13 protein-coding genes are annotated in these 19,070 nt (G+C 58.3%); 8 read left to right on the top strand and 5 right to left on the bottom strand.

The genetic code is table 11. The annotated features are described in order from the left end of the window. Positions 1 to 56: 56 nt before the first annotated feature. From WNY39_RS05285 to WNY39_RS05275, 3 genes are all read right to left on the bottom strand, one after another. Complete coding sequence (locus WNY39_RS05285; RefSeq protein ID WP_342844630.1) at positions 57 to 1,340, bottom strand: serine hydrolase domain-containing protein; 1,284 nt, start codon at positions 1,338 to 1,340, stop codon at positions 57 to 59. Between the two features lie 194 nt (positions 1,341 to 1,534). Further along, the gene (locus WNY39_RS05280) at positions 1,535 to 2,671 is read right to left on the bottom strand and encodes a patatin-like phospholipase family protein (protein ID WP_342844629.1); all 1,137 of its coding nucleotides are present in this window, start codon (positions 2,669 to 2,671) and stop codon (positions 1,535 to 1,537) included. A 155-nt stretch (positions 2,672 to 2,826) separates the two neighbouring features. Next, positions 2,827 to 3,975, bottom strand: a complete 1,149-nt coding sequence (locus WNY39_RS05275; protein ID WP_342844628.1) for a PLP-dependent transferase — start codon at positions 3,973 to 3,975, stop codon at positions 2,827 to 2,829. Between the two features lie 258 nt (positions 3,976 to 4,233). Between WNY39_RS05275 and purB the strand changes: the two genes are divergently transcribed. The 5 genes from purB (at position 4,234) to WNY39_RS05250 (ending at position 8,530) form a co-directional block, all read left to right on the top strand. Next, a complete protein-coding gene (gene purB / locus WNY39_RS05270) occupies positions 4,234 to 5,538 on the top strand; it encodes an adenylosuccinate lyase (protein WP_342844627.1) in 1,305 nt (434 codons plus the stop codon). A 102-nt stretch (positions 5,539 to 5,640) separates the two neighbouring features. Further along, on the top strand, positions 5,641 to 5,796 hold the full coding sequence (locus WNY39_RS05265; protein WP_341234233.1) for a hypothetical protein: 156 nt from the start codon (positions 5,641 to 5,643) through the stop codon (positions 5,794 to 5,796). A 193-nt stretch (positions 5,797 to 5,989) separates the two neighbouring features. Then, a complete protein-coding gene (locus WNY39_RS05260) occupies positions 5,990 to 6,403 on the top strand; it encodes a hypothetical protein (protein WP_342844626.1) in 414 nt (137 codons plus the stop codon). A gap of 136 nt (positions 6,404 to 6,539) precedes the next feature. Continuing rightward, positions 6,540 to 7,559: a FliG C-terminal domain-containing protein gene (locus WNY39_RS05255; RefSeq protein ID WP_342844625.1), complete on the top strand. Its 1,020-nt coding sequence runs from the start codon at positions 6,540 to 6,542 to the stop codon at positions 7,557 to 7,559. A 68-nt stretch (positions 7,560 to 7,627) separates the two neighbouring features. Next, positions 7,628 to 8,530: a lysophospholipid acyltransferase family protein gene (locus WNY39_RS05250; RefSeq protein WP_342844624.1), complete on the top strand. Its 903-nt coding sequence runs from the start codon at positions 7,628 to 7,630 to the stop codon at positions 8,528 to 8,530. Positions 8,531 to 8,543: 13 nt separating this feature from the next. On the opposite strand, the gene WNY39_RS05245 is transcribed toward WNY39_RS05250, so the two are convergent. Then, positions 8,544 to 9,242 (bottom strand): DUF1223 domain-containing protein, encoded by a 699-nt coding sequence (locus WNY39_RS05245; RefSeq protein ID WP_342844623.1) that lies wholly within the window; start codon positions 9,240 to 9,242, stop codon positions 8,544 to 8,546. 230 nt (positions 9,243 to 9,472) lie between these two features. Between WNY39_RS05245 and acnA the strand changes: the two genes are divergently transcribed. From acnA to WNY39_RS05230, 3 genes are all read left to right on the top strand, one after another. Further along, positions 9,473 to 12,247, top strand: coding sequence for an aconitate hydratase AcnA (gene acnA / locus WNY39_RS05240; protein ID WP_342844622.1), 2,775 nt, complete (start codon positions 9,473 to 9,475; stop codon positions 12,245 to 12,247). A gap of 283 nt (positions 12,248 to 12,530) precedes the next feature. Beyond that, the gene (locus WNY39_RS05235; RefSeq protein WP_342844621.1) at positions 12,531 to 14,351 is read left to right on the top strand and encodes an autotransporter assembly complex family protein; all 1,821 of its coding nucleotides are present in this window, start codon (positions 12,531 to 12,533) and stop codon (positions 14,349 to 14,351) included. After that, entirely contained in the window at positions 14,348 to 18,502 is a 4,155-nt protein-coding gene (locus WNY39_RS05230) for a translocation/assembly module TamB domain-containing protein (protein ID WP_342844620.1), read from the top strand. Before WNY39_RS05235 ends, WNY39_RS05230 begins: the two co-directional genes overlap by 4 nt. Here the strand turns inward: WNY39_RS05230 and WNY39_RS05225 are convergent. Then, on the bottom strand, positions 18,499 to 19,023 hold the full coding sequence (locus WNY39_RS05225) for a flavin reductase family protein (RefSeq protein WP_342844619.1): 525 nt from the start codon (positions 19,021 to 19,023) through the stop codon (positions 18,499 to 18,501). The two genes, WNY39_RS05230 and WNY39_RS05225, sit on opposite strands and share 4 nt — an antisense overlap. Positions 19,024 to 19,070: the final 47 nt, after the last annotated feature.

Below are 19,070 nucleotides of genomic sequence, written 5' to 3'. Positions count from 1 at the left end.
GATACAGCAAGCCGACGAAAGGCCCCGATCATTCCAGAGCGGGGCCTTTGTTGTGGTTAGTCGTCGTTGCGGCTTTCCGCGATTGTTGGATAGAGCAGGTTGCGGAAAATCAGCCGCAGCGGCCCACGGTTTGCGGGGGACTGGATCATCAACAGTGCGATCATGTTTTCCTTGGGGTCGGTGTAATAGCCGGTGCCAGCAGCACCACCCCAATTGTAATCGCCAGCCGTTCCGAATGACGGGGCATTGCCATCGTCAAGACGCACCGCATAGCCAAGGCCGAATCCGTACCCCGCGCCGGGCAGATAGTATTTACCGGGTTTAATCCCCTTCAAGTGATCGGAGGTCATCAACTGCACCGTTTTGGGCGACAAAAGCCGCGTGCCGTTCAACTCGCCCCCGTTCAGCATCATCTGCGCGAACTTGGCGTAATCCTGCGCGGTGGACATCAAACCGCCGCCGCCCGATTGGTTGGGTTTACGCACGCGCGGATCGAACAGGGGGCTGCCGCCAAGCGTGCCTTGATCCGCAAAGGGTTCCGCGATGCGGTCAAAGTCAGCTTCGTCATCCACGTAGAACGCCGTATCGGTCATGCCCAAAGGATCGAAAATCCGCGCCTTCATAAAGTCTTCAAGGCTTTGCCCGGACACGACTTCGACCACGGCACCCAAGACATCCGTCGCACGGGAATATTCCCAAACGGTGCCGGGATCATGTTCCAACGGCAGGCTGGCCAGCAGGTTTGCCTGCTCGATCCCTGTGTTTTCCGCGCTGGCAACTTCGGCGGCTTTATATGCCTCGCGGGCGGGGCCGGCCCCGAAAAACCCATAGGTCAGGCCGGATGTGTGGCGCAGCAAGTCCTGCACCGTCATGGTACCCTTTGCGGGGCGCGTGACTGCATTGCCATCGGCGTCTTTTTCACCTGTCACCACAGTCATGTTCTTAAACGCGGGCAGGTAGGTCGCCACTGGCGCGTTCAGGATCAACCGGCCCTCTTCGACCAACATCATCGCGGCGACTGATGTGATGGGCTTGGTCATCGAATAAATGCGAAAAATGCTGTCTTCGGTCATGGCGTCCCCATCGGGGGTGCGCTTGCCCATGGCGGATAGATGCGCGACCTGACCATCACGGATCACCATAATCACCGCGCCCGGTGTCATGCCTTTGTCGATCAATGCGCCAAATGTTGCGTCCATCCGCGCCAGCCGTGCCGGGTCAAACCCCAGTTCTTTGGCATCACCCCGTGGCAAGTTTTGGGCCCAAGACCCCGTTACACTGGCCAGCACCGCAGCAATCGCAATTGCCCCGACCGACAGGCCTGATTTCAACCGTTTCATAATAACTCCTCCCAGATGTTATTGCCCGTTATGCGGACAGCATCAGGTTAGAAGGGGGGATTTACGGGTGGCAACCGCTGCAATGGCGATGACAGCGCCAAGATGTGTAATTGACGTACCGTAACTCTACCCAGGCGGTACTTTGGCAAACCGATGTCGCGGGGCCGCACCGGGTGGGGTTGCCCTGTACCAGCTTAACCGCGCGACCAAAGCGTGCCGCTTTTTCCGCGCTCAAGACCGTATTCAAACAGCTCGGTCATATAGGGCAGCGAAAACCGGTCAGACGGGTCATAGACGATCCCCGATTTGGGATCGATCGATGTCACGAACAAATCCAACCCGTTTGCGCGGGCAAACAAGCTGGTGGCGTTGATGGATGACAGGGCGCTGGCCCGTGCGAATGTCGTCAATGCCTGCTGCGAGATCGCCAGCGGATTGCGTGCAACTGCGACGGGGGCGGGGTCGAGGGTGTTGTTGATCAACAAATAAATCTCCCCATCGGGGAATTCGCGATGGCGCGCGGTAGTAAAGGCAAAGGCCGGAATGGCCAGAAACTGCATATGAACGCCGCCATCCACATGGGTTTCGCTATAGGTCACGCCATTCGCGGTGAATTTCAGATCAACCGGCGAAAACAGCCCCGGCAGCGCGGCAGAGGCCCGCATGATCGCCCGGAACAACGTATATTCGCCCGCCTGTGCAATTTCGCCCATATCCCAGACCGACGCGCGCGCGGTTTCCAGCTCTGAGGTGACGATGAACAGCCGTGCGCCTGTTGCGTGCCGTTCCGCGACGCGGTCGATGAATTCAATCGGCGTCGACCGCGTGATCAACTGGTCCAGCTTGGTCGTGTCATACAGCGCTTCACGAAACAGGCCATTAAAAGGACTGAACTTTACGATGTCTTCGGTGCCAAAATCGGTAAAAATGCGCTTTAGCTCAGCATCGACGGAACTGCCAATAAACCCAAAGGGCGCGATCAGCGCGCCGATTGAAATACCCGTCACGATGTCAAATTCAGGGCGCGTACCCGTCGCTGACCACCCGACCAGCGCACCGGCCCCGAACGCGCCTTCTTCGCCACCACTGGAAAGGGCCAACACGCGCAGCTTGCGCCCGGCGGCTGGCTCTGCCAGATGGTCCTCCCATTTTTGCTGGCTGGCATCGGCAAACAAACGGAACCGCGCCAATGGATCGCGGTCAAGGGGCGGGCGCTTGATGGCAGCCCGCCGCGCTGTGCCGGAACAGGCCCCCAATGCGGCTGTCGCCCCGAACCCCGCCAAAAGCTGCCGCCGGCCCAAGAAATTGGGCATTTCGCTCGAAGTGTTCATTTTGGCCCCATGGTTCGTCTGCGCAAAACTGCCTGCAAAGCCCGTGCTCCTTGCCTGCAGGGGGCAGTTTAAATGCAGCGCGCCGAGATTTGCAATGAACCGTCCTGCGGTGAACGCGTTCAGGGCTAAAGGCGCTTTGTAAAATGCCCCTCGGTCTAGACGGCCAAGGCTTGAACCAGGTCCGCCTTCAAATCCTCAACATCTTCGATTCCGACCGATACACGCAACAACCCTTCTGGAATGCCGGTGTGTGGCTCGATCGTGTGGCGATGCTCCACCAGACTTTCAACCCCGCCAAGCGAGGTTGCACGGTGGAACAGGTTCAGCTTGCCTGCGACCGCCAATGCGGCTTCGGCCCCGCCCTTGATGATGAAGGACAACAGCGGCCCAAAGCCACCCTTCATCTGACGCAGGGCGATGTCATGGCCGGGGTGCGCAGGCAGGCCGGGATAGAGCACGGCCTCCACCTGATCATGTTGGTCCAGAAATTCGGCCAGTGCTTGCGCGTTGCGCGACATTTCCCGCATTCGCAGGGGCAGGGTGCGCATGCCACGCACCAACAGCCATGCCTCGAACGGTCCGATAACCGCGCCCGCATCGTGACGGTCGGCTTTGATGTCCGTCCAGATCTGCGCCTCAGTGTCGTTGGTCGCCAAGACACCCGCCAAGACATCCGAATGGCCGTTAATGCCCTTGGTCGCCGAATGCATCACAATGTCAGCGCCGGATGCCAGCGGCTTTTGCAACACTGGCGTTGCGGCGGTGCTATCGACCATCAACAGCCCGCCAACGGCGTGAACCGCCTTGGCCGCGGCCTCAACATCGGTCACCCGCAACCACGGGTTTGACGGTGTTTCAATCAAGACCAGCGACGGCTTCAACGCGGCGCAGGCAGCATCAAACGCGGCTGCATCCGACGCCTCAACCTCGTGCAGGGCGATCTCGCGCCGGGTGCAGAAATCGCGCAGCCATTTGGTGGTGCCCCAATAAATCTGCGATTGCACCAGAACAGTGCCGCCATTGGGGACGGTGCGAAACGCTGCCGCGATCGCGGCCATGCCAGATGGAAACAGCAAAGCCTCCGCGGCACCTTCAAGCTGCGCCAGAACGGTTTCGGCCACACGGATGATATCGCTTTGGTCGCGCAGATAGATATTGTCGGGACGCAGCGGCGCGTATTCGGTGTCGCGCAAATAGGTGGTGGCCATTTGCAACGGGGGCACAACACCGCCGCTTTGCAAATCAACGGCTCCGGCGGCCTGTGCCGCGATGGTGGCTGGGTTCAATCGAGACGTATCAGACATGGCGCACGCCGCTCCTCAAAGATGACCTGTTTTCAATCCCCTACACCTAAACCGGACCCTTGTGAAACTGCCAGCCTGTAAATGAATGAACGCCACGTTCGCTTTCATTTTGCCCAATAAACTCCCGCCGGAGGCGTCCCACCCTCGCGCCACATGCCGCATCTGCAGGCTCCAAACCCCTGTTGAGCCTTGTTCTTTACCCCTTTGCGGTCTATGCCGCGCCCGAACCCTCATGCCCCTAGATAAAGGTATCACCACATGATTCCCCGCTATTCCCGCCCCGAGATGGTCGCAATCTGGTCCCCCGAAACCAAGTTCCGCATCTGGTTCGAGATCGAGGCACATGCCTGTGATGCCATGGCCAAGCTGGGCGTCATCCCGCAGGCCAATGCCGACGCGGTGTGGAAAGCCAAGGATGTTGAATTCGACGTGGCGCGCATCGACGAAATCGAAGCGGTTACCAAGCATGACGTTATCGCGTTCCTGACCCATCTGGCCGAACATGTGGGCAGTGACGAGGCGCGTTTCGTGCATCAGGGCATGACATCATCCGATGTGCTCGATACCTGTTTCAACGTCCAACTGACCCGCGCGGCTGACATCCTGATCGCGGATATGGGGCAGCTCTTGGCCGCGCTGAAACGCCGCGCGATTGAACATAAAGACACGTTGCGTGTGGGCCGCAGCCACGGCATCCACGCAGAACCAACGACAATGGGCCTGACATTCGCGCGTTTCTACGCTGAAATGGACCGCAACCTTGCCCGGCTGAAAACAGCGCGGGATGAAATCGCTACCGGTGCGATCTCGGGCGCTGTCGGGACATTTGCCAACATCGATCCCCGCGTAGAAGAACACGTCTGCGAGCAATTGGGCCTGACCCCCGAACCGATCAGCACCCAAGTGATCCCGCGCGACCGTCACGCGGCGTTCTTTGCCGCACTTGGCGTTGTTGCCAGCTCCATTGAAAACGTCGCCACCGAAGTGCGCCACATGCAGCGTACCGAAGTGCTGGAAGGGGCCGAATTCTTCTCGGCCGGTCAAAAGGGTTCGTCGGCGATGCCGCATAAAAAGAACCCCGTTCTAACCGAAAACCTGACCGGACTGGCGCGCACGATCCGCATGGCAGTGATCCCCGCGATGGAAAACGTTACCCTGTGGCACGAGCGTGATATTTCGCATTCCTCCGTCGAGCGTGCGATCGGGCCGGACACCACGATCACCCTTGATTTCGCCCTGCACCGTTTGACCGGCGTGATCGACAAAATGCTGATCTATCCTGACAACATGCTGGCCAACATGAACAAGTTCAGCGGTCTGGTTATGTCCCAGCGGGTATTGCTGGCATTGACCCAAGCAGGGGTAAGCCGCGAAGACAGTTATAAGCTGGTGCAGCGCAACGCGATGAAGGTCTGGGAAGAAGGCAAGGATTTCAAAACCGAACTGCTGGCCGACCCGGAAGTTCTAAAGGCGCTAAGTGCTGAAGAAATCGAAGAGAAATTCGACCTTGGGTACCACACCAAGCATGTCGACACGATCTTTGCCCGCGTCTTTAAAGACTAAATTATTGGCCGGTTAACCGATCGGCTAACGTGATTTACAATATTCCTTTGAGAATGCACCAAGCCATTGTACGCTTATGTTGCATCTCAAAGGAGTAGTATGATGAAACTTAGAATTGCACTTTCTGCAGTGGTCCTTGTGGCCCTTCCGGCGGTTGGCTTTGCCAAATGCGGATGGGAACAACATGCGATGTCTTGCGCCGAAGGCAGCGTGTATGACCCCCAAACGGCAAGCTGCGTAGCTGCGGCCACATCATAAAACAACACGCAAAGTTGAACCCGCGCCGCTTTACTTGGTCTGCGCGGGTCTTAACATCCGACCCTCATCTGATCGGGAGAGTACGATGCGTGTCCTTTTAATATCAGCCCTTGCAGCCGTTTTACCTTGCAGCCTTTTTGCCAACGGGCCTGAACCGGCCGCCCCAAAGCCCACGGTCACCTGTGAGCAGGGCATGGTTTACGATAAGAAGACCAAGAAATGCATTCCGGCGCAGGATAGCCGATTAACTCCGGACGACTTATTTCAAACTGTTCGTGAATTGGCCTATGCGGGGGATTATGTGGGTGCGCAGATCATTCTGGCCGCGATGCCACAGGACGATGACCGCACCCTAACCTATATGGGGTTTACCAATCGCAAGATGGGTAATGCCGCGGCGGGGATGGCGTTCTATACCCGCGCTTTAGCAGTTAATCCCGGCAATATCCTAGCGCGATCCTATATGGGGCAGGGCATGGTCGAGGAGGGAAATATCGCGGACGCATTGGAACAACTGCGCGCGATCAGGGCCTATGGTGGTACCGGAACATGGGCCGAAACATCCCTGCGCACGGCCATCGCAACTGGACAGACTTTTAATTATTGAACGGGTTTTTATTCGTTCTTTGTTTATCTCTGACTGCCACAACGCTGACAGGCATGGTGACAGGCAGAGATGATATTTTATGAATGAACTCGCAACGTTAGGGCAAATTCAACCTGTTCAGATGCCTAGACCAGGCATGATGGCAGCACCCGGACTTACCCGGCGTGCAAAGGCCGCGATTGTGGTGCGTTTGCTGTTGAACGAAGGGGCCGATATCCCGCTTGAGGAACTGCCCGAGACGCTTCAGGCCAGCCTGACGCAGCAAATGGGCGCGATGCGGACGGTTGACCGCCACACGCTTGCCGCTGTTGTCGATGAATTCGCACAAGAACTGGACAGCATCGGCCTGTCGTTCCCGGGCGGGATCGCCGGCGCGATTTCGGCGTTGGATGGCAAAATCAGCAAACAAACCGCCGAACGCCTGCGCAAAGAGGCGGGCGTGCTTGAGATGGGCGATCCGTGGGATCGGCTGCGCGGTCTTGAGGCGGCCAAACTTTTGCCGATGATCGAAAACGAAAGCATCGAAGTGGCGGCCGTGGTTTTGTCAAAGCTCAAGGTCGGGTTGGCGGCTGAACTGTTGGGTCTGTTGCCCGGACCCAAAGCACGCCAGATCACCTATGCGGTTTCCCTTACCAGCACGGTTACACCAGAGGCCGTTGAACGCATTGGCCTTTCACTGGCCAGCCAGCTGGATTTCGTGCCGGTTATGGCGTTCGACACAGGGGCGGTGGAACGGGTCGGTGCGATCTTGAACTCGTCCACGACACTGACCCGCGACGATATGTTAAGCGGATTGGAAGAGACCGACGAGGGGTTTGCAACTGCCGTGCGCAAGGCGATCTTTACCTTCGCGAATATCCCGGGCCGGATCATGCCCCGTGACATTCCCGCCATTCTGCGCCGCGCCGACCAACCACAGCTGGTGATCGCCCTGGCCGGGGCAGAGGCGGCAGGGATGCAAACCGTGGCTGACTTCATCCTTGAAAACATGTCGGGCCGTATGGCCGACCAACTGCGCGAGGATATTACCGATGCAGGCACCGTAAAACCCGCCGATGCAGAGGAGGCGATGGCGGGGTTCGTCTCGGTCATTCGCGAGATGGAGGCGGAGGGCGACTTGCAATTGGTCGTTGAGGAGGAGGAGGACGACACCTGATCACGCTTGTTGCTTGCGTGCGGTCACTGTAAACAGCACCACGCGATGCAGTCATCTGGCAGAGGTATATGGCCGATCCCAAGCTTCCCCCCAAAGATCCGCTGGCCCGCCGCACTGGTCACTATCTGACCAACGCGCTGATTGTCGGGATTATCAAATTCGCCTTGCTGATCCCCTTTCGGGCGCGGCTTGCGTTTGTGGGCTGGGTTGTGCAGCACATTATCGGCCCCGCCGCAGGATACCGCCGCCGCGCGCTACAAAACGTGGCGATGGTCTGGCCCGATGTATCCGAAAAGCGCCGGAATGAAATTGTTGCGGGGTGCCTGAACAACGTTGGGCGTACCTTTATCGAAAATTACTCGACCGATGATTTCCCTGCCCGCATGGCGCTGAATATCCCCCAGGGGCCTGGTTTCGATGCCTTGGAAAGTGCCGCCAAAAAAGGGCAGGCTGTTATTCTGGTCACGGGGCATTTTGGTAATTACGAAGCGACCCGCGCCTGTCTGGTCGCACGGGGCTATGACATCGGCGGTTTATACCGCGATATGAAAAACCCCTATTTCAATGAGCATTACGTGAAAACGATGGAAGCCTTTGGTGGGCCGGTTTTTCCGCAGGGGCGGCGCGGCACTGCCGGTTTCGTGCGCCACCTCAAGGACGATGGGCAGCTTGTTTTGCTGTTCGATCAACATGTCTTTGGCGCACCAAAACTCGATTTTTTGGGCCAACCTGCCAATACGGCGCTTTCAGCCGCTGAGCTTGCCCTGCGGTATGACGCGCTTTTGATCCCGTTTTATGGGATCAGACAGGCAGATGGCGTGTCCTTTGACGCCGTGCTTGAGGCACCGATCCCGCATTCTGATGCAACCACCATGACGCAAGCGCTGAACGACAGTCTGGCCGCGCGGGTAAAGGCGCATCCGGAGCAGTGGTTTTGGGTGCATCGGCGTTGGCGCCCGAACGAAGATTAAAGTTTTTACCCGATTATTTTACGCGGGCCGCTGCCACGATGGGGCCTGCACCGCTTTGCTGGATAATCACAACTGCTGGCAGGCCGCCGTCAATCGGGGTGGTTAGGATCAGCGGGGCATTCGCCGCCCAATCACCCAAAATCGACCAGTCTTTGGCGATGTTATGATAGGAAAAGGCGTGACCTGCGTTTTCACCACGTTTGATATGGATCTTTTGCGCGGGGATGTATTGCAGCAAATTCACCGTGAACGGCCCCTTGGCACCGGGCAGCGTTTCGGCGTTGATTTGCAAGCTATCGCCGCTGCGCGTCAGGGTTAGATCAACAAGTGCTGGATCATTTTTATGGTCAACGATGGCCTGGGCCACGGCCATGGGTTTTGCGCCCACGATATCCGTTATGCCATTGATAATCATTTCGGGCGTATAAATCGATTTCCTGCCACCAGCCACTGCATAGGCCCGCTGGCGCGTGGCATGATCGGGGTCGCCAAACTGGTCTTTCCAGCCGATGTAATCCCAGTAGTCGACATGCAGCGCCAGCGCGATTACGTCGTCGCGCCCGGCAAGTTCGGCCAATATCTCATCTGCTGGCGGGCAGGAGGAACAGCCTTGCGAGGTAAACAGTTCGACCACCACGGGGCGATCTTGGGCATGTACCGGTGCCGTACACGCAAGGCCCAAAACGAGGAGGGAGGAAAACAGGAATTTCATCGATCAGGCCACTTTCACAAGGTGGTTTTTTGTAGACCGGGTGCGGATTAATTACCACTCAAGCTTTGTTGAAGCGCTGTAACGTCAGGTTTTATCGAATTTGCGTCAATTTCTGTACACAATGGTATACAAAAGCGATTTACATGATGGATAACTGTTGAAACGCGCCGCGCAATACTGCATTTAGGCCCCAAGCCACCAATCTTATCAACCCACCGAAGGGAGCTTCCATGACCATTATTGTTGGGCAGGACACCGCCAAGACACGCAAGACGCTGACGTCAGGCGACCAATCTATCGCTTATTATTCGATTCCTGCCGCGCAGGAAGCCGGGCTTGGTGATTTCTCGAAATTGCCCGCTGCGTTGAAGGTGGTGTTGGAAAACATGTTGCGTTTCGAGGATGGCAAAACTGTCACCGTCGACGATATCAAGGCATTTGCCGAATGGGGCGCCAAGGGCGGCCAGAACCCGCGCGAGATCGCCTATCGTCCGGCGCGCGTTTTGATGCAGGATTTCACCGGCGTTCCGGCGGTTGTCGACTTGGCCGCGATGCGTGACGGTCTGGTTGCCTTGGGCGGTGACGCTGACAAGATTAACCCGCTGAACCCTGTTGATCTGGTCATTGACCACTCGGTTATGATTGACGAATTCGGCAACCCGCGCGCGTTCCAAATGAACGTTGACCGTGAATACGAGCGTAACATCGAACGCTATACCTTCCTCAAGTGGGGCCAGAAGGCGTTTAACAACTTCCGCGTTGTGCCCCCCGGCACCGGCATTTGCCACCAGGTGAACCTTGAATATCTGGCGCAAACCGTTTGGACTGACAAAGACCAAAACGGCGTCGAAGTGGCCTATCCTGATACGCTTGTGGGTACAGACAGCCACACCACCATGGTCAACGGCATGGCCGTTCTGGGCTGGGGCGTTGGCGGGATCGAGGCTGAGGCCGCAATGCTGGGCCAGCCGATTTCGATGCTGATCCCCGAAGTTGTCGGGTTCGAGCTGACAGGCCGCATGATGGAAGGCACCACCGGTACCGACCTTGTGCTGAAAGTCGTCGAAATGCTGCGCGAAAAAGGCGTGGTTTCCAAGTTCGTCGAATTCTACGGCGAAGGTTTGGACCATCTGCCATTGGCCGACCGCGCGACCATCGCCAACATGGCCCCTGAATATGGCGCGACCTGTGGTTTCTTCCCGATTGACGGCGAAACCCTGCGTTACCTGCGCACCACGGGCCGCGAAGAAGACCGCATTGCACTGGTCGAAGCCTATGCCAAGGAAAACGGCATGTGGCGCGACGCGGATTACGCACCAATCTACACCGACACATTGTCGCTGGACATGGGCACCATCGTGCCTGCGATTTCCGGCCCCAAGCGTCCGCAAGATTACATCGCGCTGACCTCTGCACACACCGCATTTGCGGATTACGTCAAAGGTGTCCGCGAAGGCAAAGATGCGTCACACGCTTCCGAGGTACGTTGGGAAGGCGAGGGCGGTCAGCCAGAGCCACAGGATATTCCCGGCGACGAGGGCAACCACAACCGCGGCTATGTGATGACCGATGATGGTCATTACCAGCTGCACGACGGTTCCATCGTGATCGCGTCGATCACATCCTGTACCAACACATCGAACCCATACGTGATGATCGGTGCCGGTCTGGTCGCACGCAAAGCGCGCGCGCTTGGCCTGACCCGCAAACCTTGGGTCAAGACGTCGCTGGCACCAGGCAGCCAAGTGGTTTCCGCCTATCTTGAGGCCGCAAACTTGCAAGAAGATCTGGACGCCATCGGCTTTAACCTTGTTGGCTATGGCTGCACGACCTGTATCGGTAACTCTGGCCCGCTTGAGCCTGAGATCAGCAAGGCGATCAACGATTACGACCTGATCGGTACGTCGGTCCTGTCGGGTAACCGCAACTTTGAAGGCCGTATTTCCCCTGACGTGCGCGCCAACTATCTGGCGTCGCCGCCACTGGTTGTGGCTTATGCGCTGGTGGGTGACATGAACGTCGATCTGGCACACGCACCTTTGGGTCAGGATCAGGACGGCAACGATGTTTATCTGCGCGACATCTGGCCAACCACGCAGGAAGTTGCCGAACTGGTTGAAAAGACCGTGACGCGCGAAGCCTTCCAAGAGAAATACGCCGACGTGTTCAAAGGCGACGAAAAATGGCAAGCGGTCGAGACCACGGACGCCAAGACCTACGACTGGCCACCTGCATCGACCTATGTGCAGAACCCGCCGTATTTCCAAAATATGTCGCCAGAGCCGGGCGTGATCACCAATATCGAAGGGGCCAAAGTACTGGCCGTTTTGGGTGACATGATCACAACCGACCACATCAGCCCGGCGGGTTCGTTCAAGGAAACCACACCTGCCGGTCAGTACCTGCTTGAGCATCAAGTGCCAGTGCGTGAATTCAACTCCTATGGCTCGCGCCGCGGTAACCACGAAGTCATGATGCGCGGCACATTCGCCAACATCCGTATCAAGAACGAGATGCTGGATGGGGTCGAGGGCGGCTATACCAAGGGGCCTGACGGCGAACAAACGTCGATCTTTGACGCGGCAATGGCCTATCAGGATACTGACACGCCGCTGGTGATCTTTGGTGGTGAACAATACGGTGCCGGGTCCTCGCGCGACTGGGCGGCGAAAGGTACCGCACTGCTGGGCGTCAAGGCCGTGATCGCCGAAAGCTTTGAGCGTATTCACCGCTCAAACCTTGTTGGTATGGGCGTTATCCCGTTCGAATTCACCAACGGCGACACGCGCAAAACCCTTGGGTTGACCGGCGATGAAACCGTTTCGATTTCCGGTCTGGATACGATCAAGCCGCTGCAAGAAGTACCTTGCACGATCACAATGGCCGACGGTTCGGTCAAAGAAATCATGATCAAGTGCCGCATCGATACCGCGATCGAGATTGAATACATCGAACACGGTGGCGTTTTGCACTATGTTCTGCGCGATCTGGCCAAGTCTGCCTGATCGGTCCGAACGATACCTTTAAGAACGCCCGCCAAGCATCGCCTTGGCGGGCGTTTTACGTTCTAAACCTGTCTAATATGGTGCGTATCTGCAGGAACCCGCCCATCCGACGGCAAATAACAGATTACGCGTTCACAATTGTGATTTGGCCCAGCAGAGTGTTTGCTGCCAGCAGTTCGTTTGAACTATGAAGCAAAGTATTATTTCACGATATGCTGACGCACCGGTTAATCGGACTAGCTGTTGCTTATCAGGTTTCGGTCTTCGCAAACGAGGGGGGCGCATGGCGCGTTCAACACCAGACGGTTTTTTCAGGGGCTTGCGGGCTGCAGGCACTGCTGTGGCAATTGTCTGGGGCAGCTCGGTCGGTCATGCCGCGTCGTTGGATGTGACGGGTATCGAAAAAGGGTCTGACCTTTATGATGCAGTGCTGGGCGGGTCGCTGCTGCGTGAACAAACCGCAGAAGACGCATCCCCATCGACCCAAGAACTCCTCGCCGCCGCGCAAGCCGACTATGCCAGAGTGTTGGCCGTGCTGTATGATCAGGGCTATTTCGCCCCTGTCATCAAGATCACTGTCGATGGCGTCGATGTGTCTGCCATCGCGCCTGTATCGCCACCTGCACAGATCAACCGCGCTGTGATCGCCATCCAGCCCGGCAAGAAATTTACCTTTGCCAAGGCCGATATCGCGCCTGTCGCCCCGGATACCGAACTGCCCGAAGGGTTCGCCGTGGGCCAGCCTGCGCGTTTAAGTATTTTGCAAACCACGGTCGAAAGGGGCATCACCGGCTGGCGGGATCAAGGGTACGCTAAGGCGGCTTTGACCGAACAACAGCTGACTGCGCGGGTCACCTACAGCACGATCAGCGCGCGGTTACGATTGGACCCCGGTCCGCGCCTGCGCTTTGGCGCGCTGACGGTCAAAGGCGAAAGTGCCGTGCGCCGCAACCGTATTCTCAAGATCGCCGGCCTGCCCACGGGCAAGGTATATTCCCAAGAACAGCTTGATCTGGCAGCCACCCGACTACGCCGCACTGGCGCGTTTAGTTCGGTCGCAATGATCGAGGCGGACCAGATCACAGCGCCTGACATTCTGCCTATCACAGCCCAAATCGCCGACGCACCCCCACGCCGGTTTGGCTTCGGGGCCGAGCTTTCGTCCCTCGAAGGGTTGAGCGTCAGCAGCTATTGGATGCACCGTAACCTTTTGGGCGGCGCGGAAAACCTGCGGGTCGAGGGCGAAGTATCTGGCATTGGCGGCAGTTCAGGTGGTACGGATTACCGGCTGTCGACGCGGTTTGAACGCCCCGCGACCTTTAATGCCGACACGAATTTCTATGCCTTTGCCGAGATCGAACAACTGGACGAAGTGAATTATTTTTCCCGTCAGCTTGATCTTGAGACGGGGATCGAACGGATCGCCAGCGCCGAGCGGACCTATACCTTGGGCGTCGGCCTGCGCACGGCGGAAACGCGTGATGCGTTCGGCATGCAAAAATACACGCTTTTGACGCTGCCGCTGACCGCCGAACATGATTACCGTGACAACCGTTTGGACGCCAAAGACGGGTTTTATGCCAAGGCAAGCGTGACCCCGTTTGTTGCCCTGTCCGGATCGGCGAACGGCGTGCGCAGCTATGTCGATCTGCGCGGGTATAAGACGTTTGGCACCACACGCCCGGTAACATTCGCCCTGCGCGGGCAGCTTGGGTCGGTCTACGGGCCAACGCTGGCGCAGTCGCCGGCGGATTACCTGTTCTACTCGGGCGGGGGCGGCAGTGTTCGCGGGCACCCCTATCAGACGCTTGGCGTTGATCTTGGGGGTGGTAACACCGTCGGCGGGCGCAGTTTCGCTGGTCTGTCAGCCGAGGCACGCGTGGCCCTGCGCGACAAAATCGGCGTCGTGGCCTTTGTCGATGCGGGCTATGTCGGGTCCGAACAGTTCATTGACGGCTCGGGCCGGTGGCATTCGGGCGCGGGGATCGGTCTGCGCTATGCCACGGGCATCGGGCCGATCCGCGTCGATTTCGCGGTGCCAACATCCGGGCCCGAAACGGACGAAAATTTTCAGGTTTATATCGGCATTGGACAATCGTTTTGATCCATTTTCTGCGCAGCTTAATCTTCACCTGCATGATGCTTTTGGCCTCGGGGGTTGCAGCCCAAGAGGATGACAAAGGCTTTTTGACTCGCACCATCCAGAACGCGCTAAGCGGGGCGGGCCGGACAGTCAGCATCGATGGTTTCGCAGGCGCGCTTAGCTCGCGTGCGACATTCGATCAGATGACGATTGCCGATGATCAAGGGGTGTGGCTGACCCTCGAAGGCGTCGAGCTGGACTGGAACCGGTCTGCGCTGCTGCGCGGGCGGCTTGAGGTTCAAGCGCTGACCGCCAAGCGCCTGTCGGTGCCGCGTTTGCCCGCTGCCCAAGACAACACATTGCCCGACCCCGAGGCGAAACCGTTCAGCTTTCCAACGATCCCCGATCTGCCCGTCGCCGTTGATGTGGCGAATTTCGAGGTCGAGGAGATTTTGCTGGGCGCACCTATTCTGGGCGAGGCCGCGCAGATGAGCCTGCGGGCCACAGCGAAACTGAACGACGATGTGGCGACCGTTGATGTTGACGCGGTGCGCACCGATGGAAAGCAAGGCGCGTTCAAGGTTTCGGCAAACCTGAACCGCAGTGACAGATTTCTGGACCTTCTGATTAACCTCTCGGAAGAGCAACAAGGCATCCTTTCACGGTCCCTTAACATCCCAGACGAGCCGTCGGTTGAGCTGACGGTTGCGGGGCAGGGGCCGTTGTCGGATTTCAATGCTGATATCAACCTGTCGACCGATGGGGCCGCGCGTCTGGCCGGCCAGGTTAACGTGGCCGAACAAGGCGCGGCGGATGATCCCGATCGCCGTATTCAGGCCGATCTGCGCGGCGATGTAACGGCATTGATCTTGTCGCAATATCGCGCGTTTTTTGGCACCGATGTGGGGCTGACCTTTGATGCGGTGGTGCAGGCAGATGGCGGGTTTGAGGTCAGCGATTTCGCCCTGAACGCCCAAGCGGCGCGGCTGCGGGGTAAGGTCACCCTGAACAGCAACAAATGGCCAAGCGTGATTGATATTACGGGAACCGTCGCCGCGACGGATGGTGAACGTGTGTTGCTGCCTGTGGCAGGGGCCAGCACCTATGTCCGGCGGATGGATTTGGACGTTAAGTATAACGCCGATGATGGCGATGCGATCACGGCGGTGTTTAACGTGGATGGGTTGGCGACAGACGCGCTGGCCATTGATCGCAGCCGTCTGGACCTGACCGGGACGCTGGCGGAACAGTCCGGCACGGTAGGGGCATTTGACGGCGATGTTGGTTTTTCTACTTCGGGGCTGACCCTGACCAAGGCGGCCATTTCCGAAGCTTTGGGAAAGACACTAAATGGCCGCGTCAATATTGCCTATACTACCGGCCAGCCGGTGCAGATCAGTGGGCTTGATCTGGCAGGTGCCGATTATGGCCTGTCCGGCGATGCCAGCATATCCGGCCCGTCCGACAAGTTTTTGACGCAGCTTAAGATGCGGCTGGAAGCTGATGATATAAGCCGTTTTTCCGCCCTTTCCGGTCGCGATCTGGGCGGCGCGGCACATGTCGATGTTGCGGGGCAGATCAAGCCGCTGGATGGCATGTTTGATCTGAATATTATTGGTCTGACGCGCGATCTGAAGGTTGGGATTGACCAAGCGGATGCCGTGCTGGTCGGTGAAACGACCCTAAGCGTTGCAACCTCGCGCGATGAGACGGGCACATTCGTGCGGGATTTATCGCTTGAGAATGCGGCGGTGACGGCCACCGGTGGTGCAGAACTGCGCAGCAATAATTCGCAAGCGCGGTTCATGGCTGAACTGACGGATATCGCGTTGATTGCGCCGCAGTATTCCGGCCCCGTGACACTAAACGTCAGTGCTGATCAAGACACCCGTGGTTGGACCGTCGATGCCAGCGCTGACGGCCCATACAATACCGCGCTAACGGCCAAGGGGCTGGCAACAGGGCCGAATGCGGTGCTTAACTTCGCCGCCGAAGTGCCTGAAATCAAAGATTTCGTTCCCGATGCACCGGTCGGAGGCAAGGTGGCCCTAGACGGCATAGTGCGCCAAACGCCCGCAGGCTGGCAGGTCGATGCCAATGCCGCAGCGCCGGAGGATGTATCGGCCACGGTCAAGGGCTTGCTGACGCCGCTTGATATAGATTTTAAGGCAAACATCCCACGCGTGCAGGCCTTTGCGCCGCAGGTAGACGGCCCACTGACCGCGACAGGCAATCTGAAGCAATCGGATGAGGGTTTTGTGATCGATGCGCAGGCGTCTGGCCCCTATGCTGCGCAGCTTGCTGTGCAGGGTGCCTTGACACCGATGATCGATATTTCGTTTGATGCAGCGCTGCCCGAGGTGAACCGTGTTGTGCCACAGGTGAATGGCGCGTTGAATGCTACGGGACGGCTGCGTCAGACCGACAAAGGCTTCTTTATCGATACGTCCGCCACGGGCCCTTATGGCGCGCGGGCAATGGTTGAAGGCTTGGCAACCGGCCCTGATATGTCGCTGACCTTTGATGTATCTGTGCCGGATGTGCAGCCTGTGGTGCCGGGTGTATCCGGCCCGCTGGCCGCCACCGGATCGATCCGGCAAACGCCGGATGGTATAGCGGTCGATACCAATGCAACCGGGCCATATGCCGCCCGCGCGTCGGTGCAAGGGCTGGTGACCGGCGCGGCACCGGCATTAACCTATGATGTGACGATCCCCAATCTGGCCGCCTTGGTGCCCCAGTTAAACGGCCCGCTGAATGTTTCCGGCACCGCGCAGCAAGAGGATGCAGGCTGGCGGTTGAATACCAATGCCGATGGCCCCGCTGGCACGCAGGCGACAATTGCGGGCGTGGTGGGGACTGATGGCACGGTGAACATCGATATCAACGGGAATGCCCCGCTGGGCCTGTCCGCCCCCTTTACCGCGCCGCGCATCCTGCAGGGGCAGGCGACATTTGATCTAAGCGTGAATGGTCCACCGCAGCTGGGGTCGGTGACGGGCACGATCCGCACCTCGGATGCGTCCCTTTCTGCGCCCAACCTGCGGGTTGCGCTGCAAAGTATCGCGGCCAGTATCGATATAGGCAACAACCGCGCGCAGGTTGATCTGTCGGCGGACAGCGCCGAGGGTGGCCAGATCACGGTCGGTGGTGCGGTGATCTTGACCGGGGCTATGACGGCGGATTTGCAGATTGTGTTGAACAATCTGGTGCTGATTGATCCCTCGCTTTATCGCACCTCGCTGAATGGGAACTTGCGGTTTGCCGGCCCTCTGAGTGGCGGGGCGCGGATTGAAGGACAGATTGATGTGGGCGAAACCAGCGTGACCGTCCCATCGACGGGCCTGACCAGTATTGGTGACATCCCGCAGATCGATTTTATCGGCGCACCGGCTGATGTGATCGCGACCAGACATAAGGCCGGGTTGAACGGCGCTGACGCAGGCTCCGACGCGACCGATACCAGCAGCGGGCCGGGCTATGGCATGAACGTGCGGATCAACGCGCCGAACCGCATTTTCGTTCGTGGGCGCGGCTTGGATGCGGAACTGGGCGGCAGCCTTTTGCTGACCGGCACCACCAACCGCATGATTTCGGCGGGCCGTTTCGACCTGATCCGGGGGCGGCTGGATATCTTGGGCAAGCGGTTTGACCTGACCGAGGGCGCGGTGCAGTTTCAGGGCGATCTGGTGCCTTATCTGCGCTTTGTCACCGCCACGACCACCCAAACCGGCGAGGTGCGGATTATCATCGAGGGCCCTGCAACATCGCCCGAGGTGTCGTTTGAATCGACCCCGGCATCGCCGCAAGACGAGGTGCTGGCGCAACTGTTGTTCGGGCGTAATATATCCGAGATTTCAGCCTTTCAGGCGCTGCAACTGGCCAACGCCGTTGCGACGCTTGCGGGCCGTGGCGGGGCGGGGGTGATTTCGAACCTGCGGGCCGGGTTTGGTCTGGATGATCTGGATGTGACCACCACGGACGATGGCGCAACCGCCGTGCGCGCGGGGAAATATATCTCGGACAACGTCTATACCGATGTGACAGCGGCGTCGGATGGGTCAGCCGATATTTCGATCAATCTGGACATCAGCAAAAGCCTGACCGCCAAAGGCACGGTCGGATCAGATGGCAATACAGGTATCGGGGTATTCTTTGAAAAAGACTATTAAGTCAGGCGGTTACTCGCGCTGAAACTGCCAAACCTGCTTTGCTCAAACAGCAGCGCAGGCGCATTGACGTCGGTGCTATACGACCCATGGGTGACCTGCCCCAGGATTACCGAATGATCGCCAGCGGGATGTACCGCGAATGTATCACAATGAAACGTGGTCAGGCACCCGCCGAGGGTCGGCGCGCCATTCGGCCCCGCGGACCAGTCGAACTGATCGAACCCGTCGCCATTTGCGGCGAAATGATCGGCTAGGGCTTGCTGATCTGCGCCCAAGATATGCACGGCAAAATGCGATGCTGCGGCGAAAGCATCATGGCGTTTTGACGATATCGCGGGCGACCAAAGCACCAAGGGCGGATCCAGCGAAACCGACGAAAAGGAATTCGCCGTCATTCCCAACGGGCCCTGTGGCGTTTGAACAGTAACGACCGTCACACCTGTGGCAAACCGCCCAAAGGCGCGGCGCAGGTCTGCCGTGTCGTTCGTGGCGGGGTCAAAGTGATGCAAGCGATCTGTCATGACGCAGCGGTGCCACGGGCAGGCGCGATTGTCCAGACGACAAAACA

Origin of the sequence: Sulfitobacter sp. AS59 (genome assembly GCF_038899995.1) — a bacterium.
Taxonomy (GTDB): Bacteria; Pseudomonadota; Alphaproteobacteria; order Rhodobacterales; family Rhodobacteraceae; genus Sulfitobacter.
Note: the sequence above shows the minus strand (reverse complement) of the source record. Positions and strands in the feature narration are given on the sequence as shown.

Bases quoted from the DNA above. Each gene is read 5' to 3' on its own strand.
- WNY39_RS05285 (WP_342844630.1), bottom strand. From the start codon at position 1,340: ATGAAACGGTTGAAATCAGGCCTGTCGGTCGGGGCAATTGCGATTGCT.
- WNY39_RS05280 (WP_342844629.1), bottom strand. From the start codon at position 2,671: ATGAACACTTCGAGCGAAATGCCCAATTTCTTGGGCCGGCGGCAGCTT.
- WNY39_RS05275 (WP_342844628.1), bottom strand. From the start codon at position 3,975: ATGTCTGATACGTCTCGATTGAACCCAGCCACCATCGCGGCACAGGCC.
- purB (WP_342844627.1), top strand. From the start codon at position 4,234: ATGATTCCCCGCTATTCCCGCCCCGAGATGGTCGCAATCTGGTCCCCC.
- WNY39_RS05265 (WP_341234233.1), top strand. From the start codon at position 5,641: ATGAAACTTAGAATTGCACTTTCTGCAGTGGTCCTTGTGGCCCTTCCG.
- WNY39_RS05260 (WP_342844626.1), top strand. From the start codon at position 5,990: ATGGTTTACGATAAGAAGACCAAGAAATGCATTCCGGCGCAGGATAGC.
- WNY39_RS05255 (WP_342844625.1), top strand. From the start codon at position 6,540: ATGATGGCAGCACCCGGACTTACCCGGCGTGCAAAGGCCGCGATTGTG.
- WNY39_RS05250 (WP_342844624.1), top strand. From the start codon at position 7,628: ATGGCCGATCCCAAGCTTCCCCCCAAAGATCCGCTGGCCCGCCGCACT.
- WNY39_RS05245 (WP_342844623.1), bottom strand. From the start codon at position 9,242: ATGAAATTCCTGTTTTCCTCCCTCCTCGTTTTGGGCCTTGCGTGTACG.
- acnA (WP_342844622.1), top strand. From the start codon at position 9,473: ATGACCATTATTGTTGGGCAGGACACCGCCAAGACACGCAAGACGCTG.
- WNY39_RS05235 (WP_342844621.1), top strand. From the start codon at position 12,531: ATGGCGCGTTCAACACCAGACGGTTTTTTCAGGGGCTTGCGGGCTGCA.
- WNY39_RS05225 (WP_342844619.1), bottom strand. From the start codon at position 19,023: ATGACAGATCGCTTGCATCACTTTGACCCCGCCACGAACGACACGGCA.